Origin of the sequence: Tersicoccus sp. Bi-70 (genome assembly GCF_001968825.1) — a bacterium.
Classification (GTDB): Bacteria; Actinomycetota; Actinomycetes; order Actinomycetales; family Micrococcaceae; genus Tersicoccus.
Genome location: NZ_MIEU01000018.1, coordinates 1 through 20,707 on the forward strand (window position 1 = coordinate 1; position 20,707 = coordinate 20,707).

Annotated in this window: 22 protein-coding genes; all 22 read right to left on the bottom strand. The window is 73.5% G+C overall.

The genetic code is table 11. The annotated features are described in order from the left end of the window. On the bottom strand, window positions 1-590 hold a 590-nt coding region (locus tag BGP79_RS16520; RefSeq protein WP_143588463.1), incomplete at its 3' end, for a flagellar biosynthetic protein FliO. Continuing rightward, the gene (gene fliN, locus BGP79_RS15335; protein WP_076697207.1) at window positions 590-1,297 is read right to left on the bottom strand and encodes a flagellar motor switch protein FliN; all 708 of its coding nucleotides are present in this window, start codon (window positions 1,295-1,297) and stop codon (window positions 590-592) included. The genes BGP79_RS16520 and fliN, both read right to left, overlap by 1 nt. After that, window positions 1,294-2,190: a flagellar motor switch protein FliM gene (locus BGP79_RS15340; protein ID WP_076697209.1), complete on the bottom strand. Its 897-nt coding sequence runs from the start codon at window positions 2,188-2,190 to the stop codon at window positions 1,294-1,296. The genes fliN and BGP79_RS15340 overlap by 4 nt, the downstream gene beginning before the upstream one ends. A gap of 120 nt (window positions 2,191-2,310) precedes the next feature. Then, window positions 2,311-3,201, bottom strand: coding sequence for a flagellar motor protein MotB (locus BGP79_RS15345; RefSeq protein WP_076697212.1), 891 nt, complete (start codon window positions 3,199-3,201; stop codon window positions 2,311-2,313). Then, complete coding sequence (locus BGP79_RS15350) at window positions 3,198-4,028, bottom strand: motility protein A (RefSeq protein WP_076697214.1); 831 nt, start codon at window positions 4,026-4,028, stop codon at window positions 3,198-3,200. Before BGP79_RS15350 ends, BGP79_RS15345 begins: the two co-directional genes overlap by 4 nt. Before the next feature lie 204 nt (window positions 4,029-4,232). Then, a complete protein-coding gene (locus BGP79_RS15355; RefSeq protein ID WP_076697217.1) occupies window positions 4,233-4,553 on the bottom strand; it encodes a flagellar FlbD family protein in 321 nt (106 codons plus the stop codon). A 329-nt stretch (window positions 4,554-4,882) separates the two neighbouring features. Continuing rightward, a complete protein-coding gene (locus BGP79_RS15360; protein ID WP_076697220.1) occupies window positions 4,883-6,058 on the bottom strand; it encodes a flagellar hook protein FlgE in 1,176 nt (391 codons plus the stop codon). Between the two features lie 213 nt (window positions 6,059-6,271). Continuing rightward, window positions 6,272-6,709, bottom strand: a complete 438-nt coding sequence (locus BGP79_RS15365) for a flagellar hook assembly protein FlgD (RefSeq protein WP_076697222.1) — start codon at window positions 6,707-6,709, stop codon at window positions 6,272-6,274. A gap of 72 nt (window positions 6,710-6,781) precedes the next feature. Further along, on the bottom strand, window positions 6,782-9,016 hold the full coding sequence (locus BGP79_RS15370; RefSeq protein ID WP_076697225.1) for a flagellar hook-length control protein FliK: 2,235 nt from the start codon (window positions 9,014-9,016) through the stop codon (window positions 6,782-6,784). Then, window positions 9,013-10,311 (bottom strand): C40 family peptidase, encoded by a 1,299-nt coding sequence (locus BGP79_RS15375; protein WP_083702020.1) that lies wholly within the window; start codon window positions 10,309-10,311, stop codon window positions 9,013-9,015. Before BGP79_RS15375 ends, BGP79_RS15370 begins: the two co-directional genes overlap by 4 nt. Further along, on the bottom strand, window positions 10,308-10,733 hold the full coding sequence (locus tag BGP79_RS15380) for a flagellar FliJ family protein (protein ID WP_143588464.1): 426 nt from the start codon (window positions 10,731-10,733) through the stop codon (window positions 10,308-10,310). The genes BGP79_RS15375 and BGP79_RS15380 overlap by 4 nt, the downstream gene beginning before the upstream one ends. After that, on the bottom strand, window positions 10,730-12,100 hold the full coding sequence (locus BGP79_RS15385; protein ID WP_083702021.1) for a FliI/YscN family ATPase: 1,371 nt from the start codon (window positions 12,098-12,100) through the stop codon (window positions 10,730-10,732). The genes BGP79_RS15380 and BGP79_RS15385 overlap by 4 nt, the downstream gene beginning before the upstream one ends. Then, a complete protein-coding gene (locus BGP79_RS15390) occupies window positions 12,097-12,759 on the bottom strand; it encodes a FliH/SctL family protein (protein ID WP_076697232.1) in 663 nt (220 codons plus the stop codon). The genes BGP79_RS15385 and BGP79_RS15390 overlap by 4 nt, the downstream gene beginning before the upstream one ends. Beyond that, window positions 12,749-13,771 (bottom strand): flagellar motor switch protein FliG, encoded by a 1,023-nt coding sequence (gene fliG / locus BGP79_RS15395; RefSeq protein ID WP_076697235.1) that lies wholly within the window; start codon window positions 13,769-13,771, stop codon window positions 12,749-12,751. Before fliG ends, BGP79_RS15390 begins: the two co-directional genes overlap by 11 nt. Continuing rightward, window positions 13,768-15,420 (bottom strand): flagellar basal-body MS-ring/collar protein FliF, encoded by a 1,653-nt coding sequence (gene fliF, locus BGP79_RS15400; protein WP_076697237.1) that lies wholly within the window; start codon window positions 15,418-15,420, stop codon window positions 13,768-13,770. Before fliF ends, fliG begins: the two co-directional genes overlap by 4 nt. Further along, the gene (gene fliE / locus BGP79_RS15405) at window positions 15,420-15,743 is read right to left on the bottom strand and encodes a flagellar hook-basal body complex protein FliE (RefSeq protein ID WP_076697240.1); all 324 of its coding nucleotides are present in this window, start codon (window positions 15,741-15,743) and stop codon (window positions 15,420-15,422) included. The genes fliF and fliE overlap by 1 nt, the downstream gene beginning before the upstream one ends. Beyond that, a complete protein-coding gene (locus tag BGP79_RS15410) occupies window positions 15,740-16,135 on the bottom strand; it encodes a flagellar basal body rod protein FlgC (protein ID WP_076697245.1) in 396 nt (131 codons plus the stop codon). The genes fliE and BGP79_RS15410 overlap by 4 nt, the downstream gene beginning before the upstream one ends. Further along, entirely contained in the window at window positions 16,132-16,476 is a 345-nt protein-coding gene (locus tag BGP79_RS15415) for a flagellar basal body protein (RefSeq protein ID WP_076697247.1), read from the bottom strand. Before BGP79_RS15415 ends, BGP79_RS15410 begins: the two co-directional genes overlap by 4 nt. Before the next feature lie 154 nt (window positions 16,477-16,630). Beyond that, complete coding sequence (locus BGP79_RS15420) at window positions 16,631-17,089, bottom strand: hypothetical protein (RefSeq protein ID WP_076697250.1); 459 nt, start codon at window positions 17,087-17,089, stop codon at window positions 16,631-16,633. Further along, on the bottom strand, window positions 17,082-17,510 hold the full coding sequence (fliS, locus tag BGP79_RS15425; protein WP_076697252.1) for a flagellar export chaperone FliS: 429 nt from the start codon (window positions 17,508-17,510) through the stop codon (window positions 17,082-17,084). The genes BGP79_RS15420 and fliS overlap by 8 nt, the downstream gene beginning before the upstream one ends. Window positions 17,511-17,524: 14 nt before the next feature. Beyond that, a complete protein-coding gene (gene fliD, locus BGP79_RS15430) occupies window positions 17,525-18,922 on the bottom strand; it encodes a flagellar filament capping protein FliD (RefSeq protein WP_076697255.1) in 1,398 nt (465 codons plus the stop codon). 140 nt (window positions 18,923-19,062) lie between these two features. Beyond that, window positions 19,063-19,935, bottom strand: a complete 873-nt coding sequence (locus BGP79_RS15435) for a flagellin (RefSeq protein WP_076697258.1) — start codon at window positions 19,933-19,935, stop codon at window positions 19,063-19,065. Between the last annotated feature and the right edge of the window lie 772 nt (window positions 19,936-20,707).

A 20,707-nucleotide genomic window follows, 5' to 3' on the forward strand; every position in this document is an offset into this window, starting at 1 on the left:
GGCGCGGGAACCGGCGCGACCGGTGCCGGGACGATGGCCGGGGCCGTGGCGGCGAGCAGGATGCTGCCGTGGTCCGGCCCGCTGAAGGAGGTGGTGACCGCGGCGGTGCCGGCGGGCAGGTCGAGGGCCGGCGTCGGCACGGCGGCCGGGAACGCCGCTGCGGTCCGGCGACCGCCACGGGACGGGAACCGGCCCGGGCCGAAGGGGACCGTCGTGGCGGCGTCGTCGAACGACGCGGTGGCCGCCGAGAGGCTGGACGCGAAGCTGCCCGCGGGCGCGGCGACCGGAGCCGTGACCGGGGTGACCGGGGCGGCCGCCGCGGCCGGCTCCGTGGCCGCGGTGGCCTCGGTGCTGCGCAGCACGGAGACGCCGTGCTCGGTGACGCCGAGCAGCAGACGCTGCCCGTCGGCGTCGAGCAGCACCACGGAGGCCTTGTGCCCGATGCCCTGCCGGCTGAGCACGCTGATCGCCGGACCGGCGGCGCGCACGAGACCGCCGCGCCGCTTGACCCGTCGCTGCAGCACCCAGATCAGTCCGAGGACGGCACCCAGGGAGACGAGGACCCGCAGGCCGAGAACGAACGAATCCATCAGTTCGGCGCCTCGGCCACGTCGAGGATGCGGGTGATGCGCACGCCGTAGTCCTGGTCGACGACCACCACCTCCCCGAGGGCGATGCGTCGTCCGTTGAGCATGATGTCCGCGGGCGCACCGGCGGAGCGGTCGAGCTCGATCACGTGACCGGGCTCGAGGGCGAGGGCGTCGATGATCCGCATCCGGGCGCGGCCGATCTCCACCGTCAGGTTCATCTCGACGTCGTTGATCCGGCCGAGCCGGTCCGCGAAGGAGGAGTCGAGCACCCCGGCGGGGCCGGTGACGCCGGCCACGGCGGCGCGGACGCGGATGGCGAACCAGCCGAAGACGGCCAGCCCGTCGGAGAGCTCGTAGATCTCGGTGTCGGGGTCGAGCAGCAGGTCGGTGGCGTCGGACTCGGCGAGGTCGGAGAGGGCGCCGGGGGCGAACGGCTCGACGGCGTGCTCGACGGCCGGCCGGAGCACGTCGGTGGCCTGGACCAGGTCGCCGGCACCGGCACCGGCCGCCGCGGCCAGGAACGCGGTGTCGCGCAGCAGGACGGCGACGTCGACGGCGCTGGCGCCGACGTGGCCGGCGGTCACGGCCCGGGAGGCGAAGGCGATCGCGGCGGTGGCGTCGGCGCGGCCGGTCACGGCCAGGCCGGGGTGCGGGAGGTAGGCGGCCAGCAGGTCGGCGGACTGGGCGCCGGTGGTGGTGACGGTCAACGCGGGTTCTCCTCGGTGCTGATGATCAGGGCGCCGGTGCGGGCACCCGTGCGGGTGGCGGTCGCGCCGGCGAGGGGGACGCCGTCGACGGTCACCCGGAAGGGCTGGTGGGTCCCGTGCGGGAGCATGACGGTGTCACCGACCGCGAGGCGGAGCACCTCGTGGCTGGTCACCCGTCGCGGGGTGAGGGTCACGGCCACGTCCACCGGCACCTCGGCCAGCTGGGCGCGGACCTGGCCCGGGGCGTCCGCCGCGGCGATGGTCGGGTTGACCGCGCCGAGCCGCGGCAGCAGCACGGACGCGGGCAGCACGACGGTGGCGGGGGCGGCGGTGTGGGCCACCCGGACGATGAAGGTCGCGACGATCATCACGTCACCGGGGGCAGCGGCCTGCGCGAACTGGGGGTGGTGCTGGATGGACTCGACCCGGGAGGAGCCGGGCAGCAGGTGCCCCAGCGAGTAGTGCAGGTCCTCGAGCGCCTCGTTGATGAGGCGCTGCACGAGTTCCTTCTCGACCGGGGTGAAGATGCGGTCGGCGTCCTGCCGCTCCCCCGTGCCGCCGAGCATCCGGGCGATCCAGCCCAGGGCCGCGGCCGTCGGGAACTGGACGATGATCGTGTCCTCGCTGTCCATCGGGACGCAGAGGACCATCGCCGTGGTCGCGGGCAGGCTCGCCGCGTACTCGTCGTAGGTCTGCATGATCAGGGACTGCAGGCCCACCGTCGAGGTGACGCGCACCCGGGCGGTCAGCTGGGTGCCCCACTGGCGGGCGAAGGTCTCGAAGCCGAGCTCGAGGATCCGGCTGTGCCGGCGGGCCAGCGTGGTGGGACGACGGAAGTCGTACACCGCCACCTGCCGGTCCTCGACTGCGGACTCCGCTTCCTGCACGCTCACGCCTCTGACTATCGGCGCGGCCCCGACCCGGGTAAGGCGTCGGGACGGCTCGTCGCCGGTCGTCGGCGTGTTGTCGGCGTGTCTCTCGGATTGACCGGTGGATCCCCCGGTGACGAGGTCTCAGTGCGACGAGGAGGACTCCGTGGACGCCTTCTCCGCGGTCGTGCCGGTCGCCGCCTTGCCCGTGGTCGCCGTGCCCGTGGCCGCCTTGCCCGTCGTCGCGGCTGCGGCAGGCAGGAGCTTGCGGACCGCTTCGGGCTGGTCGGAGAGCAGCACGATGTCGACGCGGCGGTTGCGCTCGTGATCGGCGGGGGTGCGGCCCGTCGTCAGCGGCCGGGAGGAGCCGAAGCCGGTCGCGCGGATGACGGTCGCGGGTACGCCGTCGTGCTCCACCAGGCGGCGCAGCACGGTGGTGGCCCGGGCGGTGGACAGCTCCCACACGGACGGGTAGACGGTGAGCAGGTCCGCGGTATGCCCCTCGATGGAGATCTGCTTCTTCGAGGCGGTCATGGTCGAGGCGATGGTGTCGAGGACCCGGTCGGCGTGGCTGTTCAGCTCGGCGCTGTCCGGCTGGAAGAACGTCTGGGTGCCGACCAGACGCACGGTCAGGCCGCGGGTGTCGACGGTCATCGTGACGTTGCCGGCCAGTCCCGCGGCGTCGAGCGCCTTCTGCATCTTCTTCTGCAGGCCGGTGAGGTTCTTCGCCTCGGCGACCGCGAGAGCCTGGTTGCCGCTGAACCCCTCGGCGTCCTTCCCCACGTCCTGCGCGTGCACGACCGTGCCCTCGGCGGTGTCGACGCTCGTGGAGACGGTGGTGCCGAAGCCCGTGGCCAGGGAGTTGCGCAGCTTCTCGAACTTCGCGGAGTCGACCGTGGACATCGCGTACAGGACGATGAACAGGCACATGAGCACGGTGACCATGTCCATGTAGGACGCCATCCAGCGTTCGTCGACGTGATGCTCCTCCCCGCCGTGGTCCGAGCGGCGGCGGCGCCGGCGGGACGCACTCACGCCGCGTCCAGGGTGAGGGAGTCGGCGGTGGCGCCGGCCCCCGACTTCGCCTTGCCGGCCTTGGCCTTGCCGTCCTTGCGCTGCGTGACCGGCACCATGGCCTTGAGCCGCTCCGCGAGGAGCAGCGGCTGGGTGCCGGACTGGACGGCGAGCACGCCCTCCATCAGCAGGAGCATGCGCTCGCTCTCCAGCTCGGCGAGACGGCCCAACCGGCCCGAGAGCGGGAGCCACATGAAGTTGGCGGAGAGCAGGCCCCACAGGGTGGCGACGAAGGCGCTGGCGATCATGTGGCCGAGCTCCTCCGGCTTGGAGAGGTTCTCGAGCACGTGGGTCAGGGACACGACGGTGCCGACGATGCCGATGGTCGGCGCGTACCCGCCGAGGACCGAGAAGAACTTCGCTGCGGCCTTGTCCGACTTCGAGCGGGTCGCCATCTCGTCCTCGAGCAGGATGCGCAGTTCCTCCGGATCCGTGCCGTCGGCGATGTTCTGCAGCGCGCCGGCCAGGAAGGGATCCTTCGTCCCGGCGGCCTCGGACTCGAGCGCGAGCAGGCCGTCGGCCCGGGCCTTCTCGGCCAGGCCGATGATCGTGTCGATGCTCTGCTGCGGCGGCGTCGTCTTCCCCATCAGGGCCTTCGGGATGGAGGAGAACGCGTGGATGCCGTCCTTGAGGGTGTGGCCGGCGAAGCCGACGGCGATGGTGGCCCCGAACACGAGGATCATCGGTGGCGGCAGCAGCAGGGACATGACCGAGGCACCCTCGAGGGTGACCATCGCGAACACGGAGCCGAACGCGAGCACCAGGCCGATCAGTGTGGCGGGATCCAAGGGGTGCTCCTCGTGCTGGTGCGGGTCGGGCTGGTGGTGTTCAAGCTGGTGCGGGTCGGGCTGGTGCGGGTGACGGGTGGTCTCACGTCGGGGGCCGCTGGGAACGGCGAGCCCGGGCGGCCGTTGGGGTCGGCTGTCCGGGGGTGTCTCGGGAAGTCGGAGGGTGGGTCGGTCAGGACGCGGTCAGCGGTCTCGGGCCGGCGGTCAGGGGGCAGGGTGCAGGACGGTCGGCACCGCGGCCGTCGTCAGCTCCGTGACGAGGCCCGAGCCGAACGACTCCCTCGGGCCCGGGTCCGGGACGACGCTCAGGCGCGGGATGCTCTCGTCGCTGAGGGAGCGGGCCGTGGCGACCACGCGGGCGCGGTACCGGGCGATCAGGTCGATCACCGTGTCCATCGACTCGGAGACCACGTAGGTGGTGCCGTCGACCATCACCAGGTAGGTGTCGGGGCTGGCGTGGACCCGCTCGATCAGATCGGGATTGACCGCGAAGCGGGTCCCGTTCAGCCGGGTGACGACGATCATGGGTGCGGTTCCTGGTCCGTCCGAAGGGGGGCGTCCGGTCGGACGCGTCACCGGTCACTGTCGGCACCGCAGGGCCTTCCCGTAAGGCCCCGGCCGCCCTGCTCGCGGACCCGTCGAGGACTCACCGCAGACGTGATCGGCGACCGTTCGACGGCGTTGCGGCGGCCCCGCGGCGACCCCGCGACGACCCCGCGACGACCCTGTGGCCACCCGGCGACGGCCGCGAGCGGAGCTCCGGACGGCGCGGCAGAGACGACGACGGCCCGGACCCGGCAGTGCCGGATCCGGGCCGTCGGACGTGCAGGACGTCGGGCCGCCCAGCCGTGAGGTCAGCGCTTGAGCTCGACGAGCTCCTGCAGCACCTGGTCGGAGGTGGTGACGATGCGCGCGTTCGCCTGGAAGCCGCGCTGCGCGACGATCAGGTTGGTGAACTGCTGCGAGAGGTCGACGTTGGACATCTCGAGCTGCCCGCCGGACAGCGAGCCGAAGCCGCCGTTGCCGGCGGTGCCGAGCTGCGGGACGCCGGAGTTCGCGGAGGGCTGGAAGGCGGTGTTGCCGATCTTCTCCAGGCCCGCCGGATTGGTGAAGCGGGCGAGGGCCACCTGGCCGATGACGAACTTGCCGCCGTTGCTGAACGAGCCGGTGAGCGTGCCGTCCGCGCCGAGGCTGAACGACTCCAGCGTGCCCGCCGCGGACCCGTTGGTCGCGCTGCCGGTCACGGTGTTGACCCCCGCGTAGCCGGTCAGATCGCCCATGTCCACGGCGACCCCGCCGACCACGAGCGGCCCGGCCGGCGTCAGGCGGCCGCCCGTCAGGGTGAGGCTGGTGGTGCCGGTCGCACCGTTGCCGTCGGTGCCGGTGATGTCCCAGCCACCGGCGGTGCGGGTCATCGTCAGGCTCAGGGTCTTGGCGGCGCCGAGCTGGTCGAACACGCGCACGTCCTTCGTCGTGCTGGCTCCGGTCGCGATGTCGCCGGGCAGGTTGCCCTCGAGCTTGACCTGCGTCGTCTCGCTGGCAGGCATCGTCAGGGTCCGCGGCACGGACAGGTCGGTCGGCTGGGCGCCGGTGGTGACCTTGCCCTGCGCGTCGGCCATCCAGCCCTGCAGGATCGCCCCGTCGGGGCTGACCAGGCGGCCCATGCCGTCGAAGTCGAAGGCCCCGGCCCGGGTGTAGGCGGTGCTGCCGGCCTTGTTGGTGACGAAGAAGCCGTCGCCGGAGATCATCATGTCGGTCGCCCGGCCGGTGGACTGCGCGGCGCCCTGGGTGAAGTCGTTGGTCACGGCGGCGACCTGCACGCCGAGCCCGATCTGGGCCGGGTTGGTGCCACCGGTCTCGGCCTGCGGGCCGCCGGCGTTCTTCGTCATCTGCGAGAGCGTGTCCTGGAACTGCGTCGTCGAGGCCTTGAAGCCGGTCGAGTTGGCGTTGGCGATGTTGTTGCCGGTGACGTCGAGCATGGTCTGGTGCGCGCGCAGGCCGGAGATGCCGGAGTAGAGGGAGCGGAGCATGATGCCGCCTTTCGGTTCAGGGGCCGGTCGGTGCCGGCCGGTCGCCGGGAGTGGTGGAGGAGTACGGGTCGGGGTACGCGTTCGGTTCGCTGCGGTGTGGTTCGGTTCGCTGCGGTGTGGTTCGAGTGGTGCAGGTTCGAATGGTGCAGTCAGGGGTACAGGTCAGGGGTGCAGGCAGGGGTACAGGTCAGGGGTACAGGTCAGCGGTGCGGGTCAGGCGCCGACGCCGAGCACGTCGGCGTAGTGCACGCGGGTGCCGCCGATGGACAGCGTGGGATCGGAACCCTTCTGGGTGTCGGACCCGGCGTAGGTGACGCCGTCCACGGTCCCGGTGGTCGTGTTGCCGTCGGCGCCCCGGTAGGAGACGGTCTTGCCCACCAGGGCGGCGGAGGCGGCCCGCACCTGCGTGTCACGCGCGGTCGTCGAGTCCTCGGCCAGCTGCGTGAGCTTCTCCATCATCGACAGCTGCGTGGTCTGGGAGATCATCTGACCGGTGTCCATCGGGGAGCTCGGGTCCTGGTTCTTCAGCTGGGTGACGAGCAGGGACATGAACACCTCCGAGCCCATGGTCTGCACCGGGGTGCGCGTGGCCGTTGTCGTGGTGCCGGTGCCGGTGGCGCCGCTGACGCCGGTGACGAAATCGATCGGCATGGTGCTCCTTCTCTGCAGGTCGGTGGTGCTGGTGGCTGGTCTGGTGCTGGCGGTCTGGTGCTGGCGTGCGGGTCAGGCGAGGACGTCGAGCCGGCCGAGGGAGCCGGCCGCGGAGATCGTCCCGAGCGGCAGGACGCCGGCCCGGGTCACCGCCCCGAGTGCTCCGGCGCGCGTGCCGCCCTCCCCCCGGGACCCTGGGCGGCCGCGGCCGTCAGGATTGCCGGACGCGTTGCCGGGCTGGCCGCCCGTCTGCGGGGCGGAGCGGTCGGAGAGGTCGAGGTCGGCGGTGAGCCCGGTCTCGGCGAGGGTGCGACGCAGGTCCGCGAGCGCCGAGCGGACGGCGTCGCGCCCGGCGTCCGTGGGGGCGAACAGCTCGATCCGCACCGTGCCCCGCTCGATCAGGGCCTGCACGGTGATGGGCCCGATGTCGTCGGGGTGGACGGCGATGGTCAGCTCGTGCCGCCCCTCCCCCGCGGTGCGCAGTCCGGCCAGCGCGCGGCCGAGCTGGGCGTGCAGCTGGGGGTGGCCCGGCGGCAGGGGCGCCGCGGTGGACGCGGGCGCGGCGGTCCCCGAGAGCGAGCCGGTCGCGCTGCTCGGGGTGAGCGCCGCGAACGCGTTCGCTGCCTGGGTGGACGCGGCCCCCGTCGCCTCCGTGGCGCCGGTCCGGGCCGCGCCGGCCACGGACTCCCGGCCGGCGGACAGGGAAGCATCCGTGAGGACGCCGGTGGCGGCGGTGAGGGACGCGGGCGGCGTGGCCAAGGCGGGAACCGCCGTCCCGGGCTGCGCCGTCCCGGTCTGCGCTGTTCCGGCCGTGGCGGTACCGGGCTGTGCTGCTGAGGACGGTGCTGCCGCGGACGGTGCCGTGCCGGGCTGTGCCGTCCCGGTTGCTGCCGTGCCGGTTCCGGCCGCGGCGGCCGGCGTGCCGGCGGTCCCGTCGTCGCGCGCGTCACCGCTCGTGCCGGCGGGAACCGGAGTACCGACGGTCGCGAGCGCGTCCGGGCCGACCGGCGTCGGCGACGTCCCGGCCCCGTCCGTGGTCGGCTGCGCGGTGGCGGCCGTGCCGGTGCCGGCCGGTGCCGTGCTGGTCGGTGCCGCGCTGGTGGGTGCCGTGCTGGTCGGGGCCGTGCTGGTCGGGGCGACGTCCGTCGAGGCGGTGCCGGCCGGGACGGTGCCGGCCGGGACGGTGCCGGTGCTGGTGTCGGCGGACCCGGTCGGGTTCGCCGGGGTACCGGTCGCGGTGCCGGTCAGGGCAGTGCTGGTCAGGGCAGTGCTGGTCAGGGCAGTGCTGGTCAGGGCGGTGCCGGTCGCGCTTCCGGTCGCCGCACCGAGGGTTCCGGGGGCGACCGTGACGGCGCCATCCGCGGTGGTCGTGGCCGAACCGGTGCCACCGGCCGCGCTGCTTCCGGCAGCGCTGGTGCCCGTGGTGCTTCCCGCTCCCCCGTCCGCCGCCGTGTCGGCTGCTCCGGCCGGACCGCTCGCCTCAGCGGTACCGGCCAGGGGCGTGACGACCGGCAGCGCACGGTGCACACCGGCCCGCGGTCCCGCGGATCCGACCGCTCGGGGCTCACCGGTGACGCGGCCCGCGGCCTCGGCCGCGGCGGAGACGGCAGCGGCACCCGTGGAGGCGACGCCGGTCGCGACGGCGCCGGCCGTGGCCGTCCCCGTCGCCGACGCGGTCGGCAGGCCGGCGGCGACGATCGCCGGGGTGGCGTTGGTCGCGGTGTCGGTGGTGTCGGTGGCGGCGGAGGCCGCGTCGGCGACGTCCGTCCGGTCCGACGGGAGACCCGTGTCCGCCGACGCCGCGCCCGCCGTCGTGGGGTGGGTCGGCTCGGCCGCTGCCTCGGACCGCGACCCGCCGTCGGACGCCGACCGCGCGGGCTCACCGTGGCGGGTCTGAGCGCGCGCGGCGCCGACCCGGTGCGGCTCGGTACGCGACTGGTCGGTACGGGACTGGTCGGTGCTGGACTGATCGGTACCGGACCGCTCGGTGCGGTGCGCGTCAGGACGGCGTGCGTCGGGACGCGTCGACTCGGGACGGCGCTCGCCGGCACGCGGCGCCTCGGGCCGCTGCGCCTGGGCGGTGCTCGACGAGGTGCTCGACGCGGTGGTCGAGGCGCGGCGGGACTCGTCCCGTGCGCCGGCCGCGCGGGACACCGGGGCCGCAGCTGCGTCGGAGCCGCCGAGGAGGTCCTGCAGCCGGTCGGCGAACCGCTGCCCGGAGGCGGCGTCGCCCGTCGTGCGCGGACGGGTGTCGGCCGTCCGGCTCGCGGAAGCCGCCGCCGTCGTCGTCGTCGGAACACTCGTCATTTCGCCACCACACTCAGATCGCGGGCCAGCTGTCGTGCCTGGCCCTCCCACTTGGCATACGCGTCCGGGAACGCGGAGACCTGGACGCGCTGGGCGGCCACGGTCAGGGGCAGCTGCTGCCAGCCCGGGATGGTCTGCAGCCGGTTGAGGAACATGTCGGTCGAACGCGTCGGGTTCATCGCGTCGGAGACCGTGCCCCACGAGAACATCGAGCCGTTGACCTGCTGCTGGAACAGGCCGACCGAGTAGCCGTCCACGCCCCGCGCGGACTGGTCGGGAGCCAGCCCCTGCGAGCCCGGCACCTTGGGGTTCCAGTACATCCGCAGGTTCGACTCCTGCATGGCGGTGGCGAGCGCGATCTCGGCGGCGCGCTGCGGCAGGCCCCGCTCCTTGACCCGGTTGACGATCTGCTGCGCGTACTGCTTCTGCGACGCCGTCAGCGGCACCGAGGTGGCGCCCACGGTCACGGGCGCGGACGCCGCGGCGACGCCGACCGACGAACTGGTGCCGGTCAGCGCGGTCCCCGTGGGGCCCGTCGGGCCGGTGAGGGCGGAGGCGGCCGGGCTCGGGGTCGCGGTGCTGTCCGGGACGATGCGGCGGATCGCGGTGAGGTTGCTGTACTTCTCCCACGCGTCGCGCACCTGGATGGTCTTGCCGGGCACGGGCGCGTCGATCGCCTTGCCGTCGCCGACGTAGATGGCGATGTGGTCGCCGCCGAAGCTGATCAGCAGGTCCCCCGGCTTCGCGTCCTTGAGCGAGGCGACGGGCGTGCCGTGGGTCATCTGGTCGCGGACCAGGCGCGGCAGGTCGACGCCGACGTCCTTGAACACCCGCTGGACGAAGCCGGAGCAGTCCATGCCGACCGCCGGGTCGGTGCCGCCCCACACGTAGGGCACGCCGACGTACTTCTTCGCGGCGTTGACGACGTCGGTCCCGGTGACCCCGCCCGCGGTGGTACCGACGGCGGCGGCATCGGCGGCCGAGGCCCCCGACAGCGCGGAGAGGGCGGCGGACGCCGGGTCCGTGACGGAGGACAACCCGCTGAAGGAGGAGAGACCGGAGGCGTAGGAGGACGCGGCGGTCGAGGCATCGGTGCCGGACGACGGTGCACCCGCGGCGAGCGCCTTGGCCAGGGCCGCCTGGAAGGCCGGCGAGTTCGACGAGGCGAAGCCGGACGTGCTCGCGCTCGACCCGGTTCCGGTCGTGGCCGTGCCGGCCGTGGTGCGGGCGGGCGCGAGGGAGGCGAGCGTGGCGTGGATCTGCGCCATCCGGCCGAGGGCGTCGGTCATGGTCATGGCGTCTGCCCCCGCCCGTGCCGGGTGACGGCCAGCTCGTCCAGCGCCGCCTGGTCGGCGGCGAGCTCGGCCCGGGCCACCCGCTCGTCGTGCCGTTCCTCGAGCTTCTCCAGGCCCGCGGTCTCTGTCCGGGCGGCGGTCCACGCCTCCCGCATCATGCGCTCGGCGTCCTCGGCGGTCGCGGTGGCCGCGTCCAGCTCGGCGAGCAGCGCCACCGTGGAGGAGCGGGCCGCGGCGATCGCGCGCAGGCTGATCACGCTGTCGGGGACGGAGTCCCCCGCGACGGCGCGGTCGTGCATCCCGTCCCGGCGAGCGCGGGTGGCCCGCTGCTCGGCGGCGGCGGAACCCCAGCGGGCCGCCGCGGCGTCCTCGTTCAGGCGGCGCAGCCGGAGCAGACCGGCGAGCCGGAAGGGGGCGCTCATGCCGCCACCCCCAGCGTGGCGCACAGGTCGCCGAGCCGGCGCCACGCGTCGTCCGGGGCCGTGCTCTCCTCGATCGGCTGACGCAGGAAGTTCTCGATCGCGTCGCGGTGGGCGACGGCGGCGTCGACGAGCGGGTTGCTGCCGGGCTGGTAGGCGCCGACGTCGAGCAGGTCCTGGGCGGACCGGCGGGCGGCGAGCACGCGGCGCAGCCCCGTGGCCAGGGCCTTCTGCCGCGGGTCGGTGACCTTGGACGCGAGCCGGGAGACCGAGCCGAGCGCGTCCACGGACGGGAAGTGGCCGCTCACGGCGAGCGCGCGATCGAGGACCACGTGGCCGTCGAGGATCGACCGGGCGGAGTCCGCGACGGGGTCGTTGTGGTCGTCCCCGTCGACGAGGACGGTGTAGATGCCGGTGATGGAGCCGGTGGCCGCGGTGCCGGCGCGCTCGAGCAGCCGCGCGAGGACGGCGAAGGTCGACGGCGGGTAGCCGCGGGTGGCGGGCGGCTCGCCCGCGGAGAGGCCGATCTCGCGCTGGGCCATGGCCACGCGGGTCAGGGAGTCCATCATCAGCAGCACGTCGGCGCCCTCGTCGCGCAGCGCCTCCGCGATACGGGTGGCGGTGCCGGCGGCGCGCAGCCGCATCAGGGCCGGCTCGTCGCCGGTCGCGACGACGACGACGGAGCGGGCGAGTCCCTCCGTGCCGAGGTCGTCCTCGAGGAACTCCCGCACCTCGCGGCCACGCTCGCCGACGAGGGCGATCACGGCGACGTCGGCGGCGGTGCCGCGGGCGACCATGGACAGCAGCGAGGACTTGCCGACGCCGGAGCCGGCGAACAGGCCGAGCCGCTGGCCGCGGCCGACCGTGGTCAGCGTGTCCAGGACGCGCACGCCGGTGGCGATGGGGGTGACGATGCGGGCGCGGTCCATCGCGGACGGCGCCGTGTTGCCCCACGGGACGGTGTGCACGCCGGTCAGCGGCCCGCGCCCGTCGATGGGCCGGCCCAGGCCGTCGATGACGCGGCCGAGCAGGCCCCGGCCGACGGGGACGGTCGAGCCGCCGGGACGGCGGCGGACCGGGTCGTCCACGCGGATGCCGTCGAGGGCCCCGAGCGGCATGCAGGTCAGGGTGTCCGCCGCGGCGACGACCTCGACCTCGACGCCGTTGCCCTCGCCCACGGCCAGCACGTCGCCGACCGAGCCGGGCAGCCCGGCGACGGTCAGGCTGAGGCCGCGCACGGCGGTGACGGCGCCGCGCCGCTCGGGGGCGGCGGCGCGCAGGGCGGCCGCGAGGCGCGCCGGCACGGGGGTGCGCCGGTTCGCGGGGGCGGCGTCGAGCGCGTCCAGGACGGGCAGGGTCACGATGCTCATGCGGCGTCCTCGTGCAGCGGAGCGGAGACAGGCGCGGTGAGCACGGCACGGACCCGCGCGACGGCGGCGGTGAGCCGGGCGTCGAGGCTGCCGGCGGAGTAGTCGGCGAGCGCGTCCCCGGCGGCGACCGACGGGTCGGCGACGAGGGTGGCGCCGGAGGGCATCAGGTCGGTGGCCAGGCCGGCCTCCTGCACGAGCGCCACGTCGGCGGGGTTGAGCCGCACGCGCACGACGTCCTCGGCGTCGTCCGCGGCCACCGCCCGGGTCAGGGCGGCGCGGGCCGCGGCGAACGGGTCGCGGCGCGTGTGATCGCCGAGCATCGCCTCGGCCAGGTCGACGACGGCGTCCACGAACCGGGCGTCCCACTCGGCGAGCACGGGGGCGGTCCGGGCGCGCAGCGCACCGGCGGCGGTCTGCAGGGCGGTCGTGGCGGCCTCGAGCCGGGCGCGGGCCGCCTCGGCCCTGGCGCGCTGCTCGGCCTCGTGCCGGTCCTGGCTCAGCCGGGCGGCCACCTCGGCGCTGCGCAGGCCGGCCGCGTAGCCGGCGGCGTGCCCGCGGGTGAAGCCCTCGGTCTGCCCCTGCTCGGCACCGGGCGCGGAGACGCGCGGGAAGACGACGGGCACGGGCTGGGCGCGGCGCGCGGTGGTCTCAGTCGACATAGTCGTCCTCCCCGCGGCGCAGGGTGATCTCGCCGTCGGCCTCGAGCGCGCGGATGCTGCGCACGACCTCGGCGCGGGCCTGCTCGACCTCGGAGGCGCGCACCGGTCCGGTGGACGCCACCTCCGCCTGCAGGATCTCCCGGTTGCGGTCGGAGACGTTGCCGAGGACGACCTCGACGACGGGTGCCGGGGCGCCCTTCATGGCGCGGGCGAGCAGGGCCGGGTCGAGGCCGCGCAGGATGCGCTGCACGTCGCGGCGTTCGAACGTGACGAGGTCCTCGAAGGTGAGCATCCGGGCCCGGACCTCCTCGGCGAGCGCGGGGTCCCGCTCGTCCAGACCGTCCAGGACGGCCCGTTCGGTCGCGACGTCGGCGCGGTTGATGATGTTCAGCAGCGGCTGCAGGCCGCCCACGGTGGCGGCCCGCCGCGGCACGCCGGAGGTGCCCACGCGGGCGCGGAGGGTCTCGGCGACGACGCCGATGGCCTCGGGGGTCGCGGTGCCCATCACCGCGATGGCGCGGGCGATCTCGACGGAACGGGACCGGTCCAGGCCGGCGAGCACGGCCGAGGCCTGCTGCGGGTCCAGGTGCGCGAGCACGAGCGCGGCCGTCTCCGGCAGCTCCCCGTCGAGCAGGTTCACCAGGTCGCCCGGCTCGATGTCCTCGAGGAACTCGAAGGACCGGCCCGCGGCGGCCGAGGTCACCCGGTCCATCACGCCGGCGGCCCGCTCGGCGCCGAACGACGCCTCGAGCAGGTCCGCGGCCACGCCACGGCCCCCGAGCGGGGTGCGCCGGCCCGAGAGGGCGATGTCGTGGAACTCGGCGATGACCGACTCGGCGGTCTCCGAGTCGACCCGATTCAGCCGCACGATCTCCCCGGCGATCTCCTCCGCCTCGGCCTCGCTGAACTGGGCGAGGACGCGGGCGGCGTTCTCGGCGCTCATCTGCATCAGCACGACGGCGGCCTTCTGGGTGCCGTTGAGGACGCGCGGCAACGCGAGGGGCTGGTTCACACCCGGGCCCGATCATCCATCATGCCGCGCAGGTAGTCCGCCGCGATCTTCGGGTCCGCGGCACCCAGGGCGTCGACCTGGGAGCGGCGAAGCTCGACGTCGGAGTCGATCGGGCCGATCGCCTCCAGCGGCGCCGCCAGCGGGATCGCGGAGGTCATCGGGGCCGCGCCGATCGCCTCGACCGCGGGACCCTCGACGGCCACCGGGCCGTCCACCATCTCCTGCAGCGTCAGCGGGGACCCGCCGAGCTCGAGGGGCTGGCGGGCGGTGCGGCGGGAGCGCAGCCAGAGGATGCCGACGATGATCAGCAGCAGGAACAGGCCGCCGATGCCGAGGAAGATGTTGGTCCACATCTGCTGGTTGGCGCGGGCGTCAGCCTCGGCCTGCGCGGCCTTCAGCGCCGCGTCGGCCTGCTGGGCGGCGCTCGTGCTGAACGGGACGACCTGCAGGGACAGGGTGTCCCCGCGCTGGGCGTCGATGCCGGCGGCCGCGGAGACCAGCTGGTTGAGCGAGGCGACGTTGACCCCGCCGGCCGCCGTCTGGTTGACGGCCACGGAGACGGACTGGCGCTTGAGGGAGCCGGCCGGCACGGAGCGCTGCTCGGTGACCTTGTCGACGGCGTTGTTCCTCGTCGTCGAGCTCGAGGTGTAGTTGCCGTTGCCGTTGGCCGCTGCGCTCGCGCCGCCGGAGGCGGAGGCGCCGGGGACGGCGATGTTGTCCGGCCCGAGCACCCCGGTGGACCCCCCGGAACCGGTGCCCTTGTAGGCCTCGGTGGTGGTGGTCTCGCTCAGCGGCTCGGTGCCCTTGGTGGTGGTGAACGACTCGGTGGTCCGGTCCGCGGACTGGGTCTCGATCTCCGGGGTGACGGCGACGGTCGCGTTGCCGGGGCCGACGACGCGGTCCAGCACCGCCTGCACGGACGCCTGGGTCTGCTTCTGGTAGTCGGAGGCCTGCGCACCGGTGGTGCCGGTGGTCCCGGTGCCGACGGCGGAGAGCACGGTGCCGGTGCTGTCGACCACGGAGACGTTCTTCGGGGTCAGCTTCTCCACGGACGCGCTGGTCAGGTGGACGATCGCCTGCACCTGCTCGGTGCTGACCTCCTGGCCGGGGCGGGTCTTGATGAAGACGGACGCGGTGGGGTCGGCGGCCTGGGCGGTGAACACCGTCTTGTCCGGGATGGCCAGCTGCACCGAGGCGGTCTCGACGCCGTCGAGGTGGCCGATGGTCGCGGCGAGCTCGCCCTCGATGGCGCGCTTGTAGGTGACCTTCTGCTGGAACTCGGAGGAGGTCACGCCCATCTTGTCGAGCAGCGAGTAGCCGGTGGCGGGGGCCGCGGGCAGGCCGGCGGCGGCCGCCTTGAGCCGCTCGTCGTAGACCTTGTCCTCGGGCACGAGCACGGTCGAGCCGCCGTCGGCGAGCTGGTAGGCCACCCCGTCCTTGCGCAGCTGCTCGACGACGGCGCTCGCGTCGGCGTCCTTCATGCCGGAGAACAGGGGGCTGTAGGTGGGGCGTGCGAGCCAGCTGGTCAGGGCGATACCGCCGAGCACGAGCACGGCGATGCCGATCAGGGCGATGGTGCGCTGGGCGACGGTGAACCGGCCCACGGTCACGGTGAAACGGCGGGCGAGGTTGCTCAGGGCGGGAGGCATCAGGCCTGCATCCTCATCATCTCGTTGAAGCCGCTGATCGCCTGGTTGCGGACACTGGCGACGAGCTCCATGGTGGTCTGGGCCCGGGAGGCCGCGATGGTGGCCCGGTGGATGTCGGTGAGGTCGCCGGTGACGGCCTGCACGGCGAGGGTGTTCGAGGTCGTCTGCTGCTGCTGCACGTCGCCGAGGATGCCGGAGAGGGTGCCGGCGAAGCTGCTTCCGGCGGTACCGCCCGCGCCGGTGGTGCCGCCGGCACCCGCCGCCCGGCCGATGTACCCGGTGCCGGTGACGCCGCCGAGGGCGCCGATCGCCATCTCGCTCATGCGTTCTTCCCGATCTGCAGGGCGGCCTGGTAGGTCTCCTTGGCGCGGTCCACGACCGCGGCGCTCGCCTGGTAGCCGCGCTGGGCCATGATCAGGGACGTCATCTGCTCGTTGAGGTCGACCTCGGGGTACTTGACGTTGCCGTTCGCGTCGGCGAGCGGGTGGTCCGGCTGGTGCACGATGCGGCCGGTGGCGTCGCCCTCGGGCGTACTGCGGATGTAGACGCCGCTGGTGCCGTCACCGGCCTGCGCCTCGATGTACCGGGCGCGGAACGCGGAGTCGCTGGTGCGGGAGACGGTGTTGGCGTTGGCGATGTTGTCGGAGATCGCGTCCAGCCACTTCCGGTGCACGGTCAGGGCGGTGCCGGCGATGCCGATCGCGTCGAACGTCATGACGCGGTCCTCAGGGCGGCGCGCAGCGCGGCGCTCTGGTTGCCGATCGCGGAGGACGCGAACTGGTAGCGCAGCACGGTGTCGACGTTGGAGAGGGTCTCCGTCTCCAGGTTGACGTTGTTGCCGTTCAGCTGCGTGGGCTCGAGCGAGAGGGACGTCGTGGGCGTCGTCTGGCCGCTGCCGCTGCGGACGGACGCGGCGAGGGCGTTCTCGAAGGACACCCGCTGGGCCCGGTAGCCGGGGGTGTTGACGTTGGCGATGTTGTCCGCAATGGCACGCTGCCGTGCCGCCAGCCCGTCGAGGGCGCTGGTGAGCGCGGTGTTCGTCACGGAATCGAGCACGACTGTCCTGCCTGTCCTGCAGCAACGACGGCCGATCCGTGGCCGGGAGGTGAGCGATCCGTGCTCACCGGCCACTATCGGCCGTCGTCGCAGAGGCGTTAGCCGTGGTCAGACGGGTTTTTCCGCACCCGTGCGGCGGGTGATGACGCCGGCCTCAGCCGACGACGTCGATGTACGTCGGTCCGGGCAGACCGGTGCCGCCGCGGACGGCGTGCACCGCGGCCAGGTGACGCGCGGTGGCGCCCTTGGCCGCCTCGAGCAGCGCGGCCGTGGCCCGCTGCCGGGTGATCAGGCGCTGGACCCGGCCGCTGAGGTACTCGGGCACCGGGCCGAGTCCCGGCGGCGGGACCCAGGGATCCCGTCGCAGAGCCAGCCCGGACGCGTCGGCACCGGTGGTCACCGGTGCCGACGCGCCGGTGGGTGCCGGTCCCCCGACCGGACCCCCCCGTGTGGCCACCGGTGACCCGGTTCCCCCCATGCCGGCGGCCGACGGATCCGCGAGCAGTCGGTCCGCCTCGTCGAGCGCGAGCTCGAGCGCGTCCAGGACCGCGAGCCAGCGGACGGTGTTGAGCTCTCCGAAGGAGCCCAGAAGATCAGGAAGCGGTTCAGCCAATGCTCCAGCCTCCCGGTGCCGGGGCCGGGACGGCCGGGGCGGGAACGGCGTCGGCCGCGGCGTGCCAGCTCTCCTGGAGCGGGACCAGCAGGACGATGGCCTCCCGCGTCCGTTCGACGTCGCGGCGCACGTTCGCCGTGATCAACGCGGTGTGCACGTAGGTGTAGATGCCGCGCAGGCTCTCCGCCCCGTCCCACAGGTCGGAGCGCAGGCTCGCGGAGAGCTCGGTGATGATGTCCTGGGCGTGGAGCAGTTCGGTGGACGCCGCGGCCCAGCGCTGCTCGAGCTGGGCGGCCTCGGCGCGGCGCAGGTCCAGCAGGAGGCGGTCGTAGAGCATCGTCAGCAGGCGGGCGGGGCTCGCCGAGAGCACGGCGTCGCGGGTGTACTGCGCCCGCTGCCGGGCCTGGATGAGCGTGGTCATCGACGTCACTGTCCTTAGTTGGAGCTGGAGCTCGTGGTCGGGAGGCTGGAGATCTGGCTGGTGAGCCAGGACTGCTGGCTCTTGAGGGCCCCGAGGGAGCCCTCCATGGCGTTGTACAGGGACTGCAGGGTGGCGCGGCGGGCGGCCAGGCGGGTGTCCCAGCTGCTGATCTGGTCGGACAGGTCGGACGCCTCCGCCTGCCGCCCCTGGATCATGGTGGACAGGGACCCCGAGGCCGGCGCCGAGGCGTCGTTGGCGGCAGCGGTCACCCGGACGGCGAGGGCGGCGAGCGCCTGCTGCGTCCCGGCCGGGTCCGTCGCCAGGGCGGAGCGCAGCGTGTCCTCGTTGAACGTGAAGGTGCCGTCCCGATTCAGCTCGACACCCCACGTCGCCGGCGACCTGCCGTTGATCGGCTGGTACGCGGCGGCGGCGATGCGGTCGCTGACCATCGTCACCGTGGAGTTGGCGGTGAAGATGCCCGACTTGACGCTGCTGGACCCGCTCGTGGTGGTCGTGGTGACGCTGCGCTGGGACTTGATCGAGGCGAGCACGCCGTTGACGGCGTCCACCAGGGCGGACGTCCGCTTCGCCACCCCGTCCTTGTCCAGGGCCACGGTGACCGTGACCGGGCTGTCCGGCACGGTCGTCGCGGTCACGTCGACCCCGGGCAGCACCCCGGTGAACGTGTTGGTCGAGGACGTGACCACCTGCTCGGCCGCGGTCCCGGCGTAGAGCCGCGCGGACGCGTCCTGCGCGGTGGTGACGACGGCGGCGCCGGTCTCGGTCATCAGATCGGTCGCGGTGCCGGCCGCGACGTCGGCCGCGGTACCGCGGTGGACGGTGTAGCCGCCGGCGGCGCCGGAGTCGGTCGCGCTGAACTGGAGCCGGTACTGGGCCGTGCCGTCCGCCGCCGTCCCCGCCTTGACCCGCACCGCGGTGGCCGGGCCGCCGGACGCGTTGACCGCGTCGACGACGTCCTGCAGGGAGGTCGAGGCCGGGGTGATCTCGGTGGTCTTGCCGGTGGCGTCGGTCAGGGTCAGCGTGGCCACGGAGCCGTCCGCGTTGGTCGGCCAGGCGGACATCGTCCCGGTCACGTCGACCTGGCTCTGGGCGAGCCGGTCGATGGTCAGGGCGAACGTGCCGGCCGGGGCCCCCTTGGCGGCGGTCGCCGTCACGGACGTGGCCGACGTCGTGGCCGCGAGCGCGGAGACGGCGGTGCTGCCGCCGAGCGCGCGCCCGGTGTCCGCGAGCGCGGCGACCTTCGTGTTCAGCGCCTGCAGCGCCGAGATGAGGGACTGGCCGGTCTGCTGGCGCAGCTGGAGCTGCTGCTGCGGCAGCTGCTCGACCTTCATCAGGGAGTTGATCAGCGAGGTGGTGTCCAGTCCGCTGGCGAGACCGTCGATCGAGGCCATGGCTCCTCCGTTGCCGAGGGGTCGGACCGTCCCCGCTCAGCGGGGCCGGCGTGGCCCGGGGTCGGCGGTGGCCGGCGCACTCTCGTGCCGGCCACCACCGTCCCGGGTCACCGGGGCCGCCCCTGCGGGCGGCCCGGCTATCAGCCGAGGAGCTTCAGGACGCCCTGGCCGGACTGGTTCGCCTGGGCCAGGATCGCGGTACCGGCCTGCGCGATGATCGAGTCCTTGGTGTAGGTCACCATCTCCTGCGCCATGTCGGTGTCCGTGATGTGCGACTGCGCGGCCGACAGGTTCTGCGCGGTCACGTTCAGCGAGTTGATCGCGTGCTGGAACCGGTTGGAGACGGCGCCGAGGGACGAGCGCGCGGTGGAGACGTCCTTGATCGCGGTGTCGACGGTGGCGAGCGTGGTCAGCGCGGTGGCCGAGCTGGCGAACCCGTCGGTCGTGACGATGGAGGCCTTCAGGGTGGTCGCCAGGGTCTTGATGTCGGCACCGGTGGTCCCGCCGAGGTCGACGGTGATCTGGTCGTTCGCGGTCGAGCCGGCACCCACCTGGAAGGTGAGCTTGCCGTCACCGGCGGGGCCCGAGGTGGCGCCCTGCAGCAGGTTGATCCCGTTGAAGTTGGTGTTCTCCGCCAGGCGGCTCAGCTCGTCCACGAGGCCGGTGACCTCGGTGGTGATGGCCTTGCGGGAGTCCGTGTTGTTCGAGTCGTTGCCGGCCTGGACCGCGAGGTCGCGGACACGCTGCAGGATGGAGTGCACCTCGGTGAGCGCGCCTTCCGCGGTCTGCAGCACGTTCACGCCGTCCTGGGCGTTGCGGGCGGCGATGTTGTTGCCGTTGACCTGCGAGCGCAGGCCCTCGGAGATCGCGAGGCCGGCCGCGTCGTCGGAAGCGGTGTTGATGCGCAGGCCGCTGGAGAGCTTCGCCATCGACTTGGACATGTCCGTCTGCGTCTTGGACAGGTTCAGGTAGGCGTTGTTCGCGGCCAGGTTGGTGTTGATGGTCATGCCCATGGTGATTCATCCTCCGTGATTGGTGTTCGGGTGGTGCCTGAGCCCATCCGTGGGCTCGCAATCTGATCTATCGGCACGGTCGAGACGGTGGTTAGGCAGGGGGTGGATGTTTTCTCCGGCGTACCCGTCGTGCGGACGCACTGGATCACAAGCGGAACAGGTCGATGCCCTCTGCGTTCGCGCTCTCGGCTCGGCGCGCCTGAGCGGTCCGGTCGATCCGATCGTCTGGGTCATGCAGTGCCCATCGGATTCGACTCGGCGGGCCGCTTGCCGAGGGTCAGCTCCATCAGCGCCAGCACGTCCACGTCGTTGCGCAGCGTCGGGTTCTCGTTCATGTCGTGCTCCTTTGTCGAGTGGGGGCTGGGACGGAACCAGCGGCGTCCCTCTCCCCCATTTGTTTTCCGGCTGGCGAGCATGGGAGCTGCGGCCGACGGAAAGCGGGTCAACCCGTAGGGCGGCGGAGGAGAGAATCTGCCGGCGATGTGAGCGACGCAGGAGCGCGTCGGCAGAATCTCGGTGGAGCCGGCCCCGATGAAGGAGGGGCTTGAACCGCTTGGAGCGGCCGCGAAAATCCGAAGGACAGCCGGAAAAACAAGGGGGCACCGACGACGTGCCGGAGCTTGCGACAGGCCGGCGGCGGTGACTCATCAGCCCGAGCGCAGCGACGACCGCTTCCCGGTCCGAGCCCGCGAGGACCGGGCCACCTGCCCCGGCGTGCCCTTCGCCGGGGCAGGGACGCCCTGGTGGTGGGCCTGGCCGAGCGACCGATTCC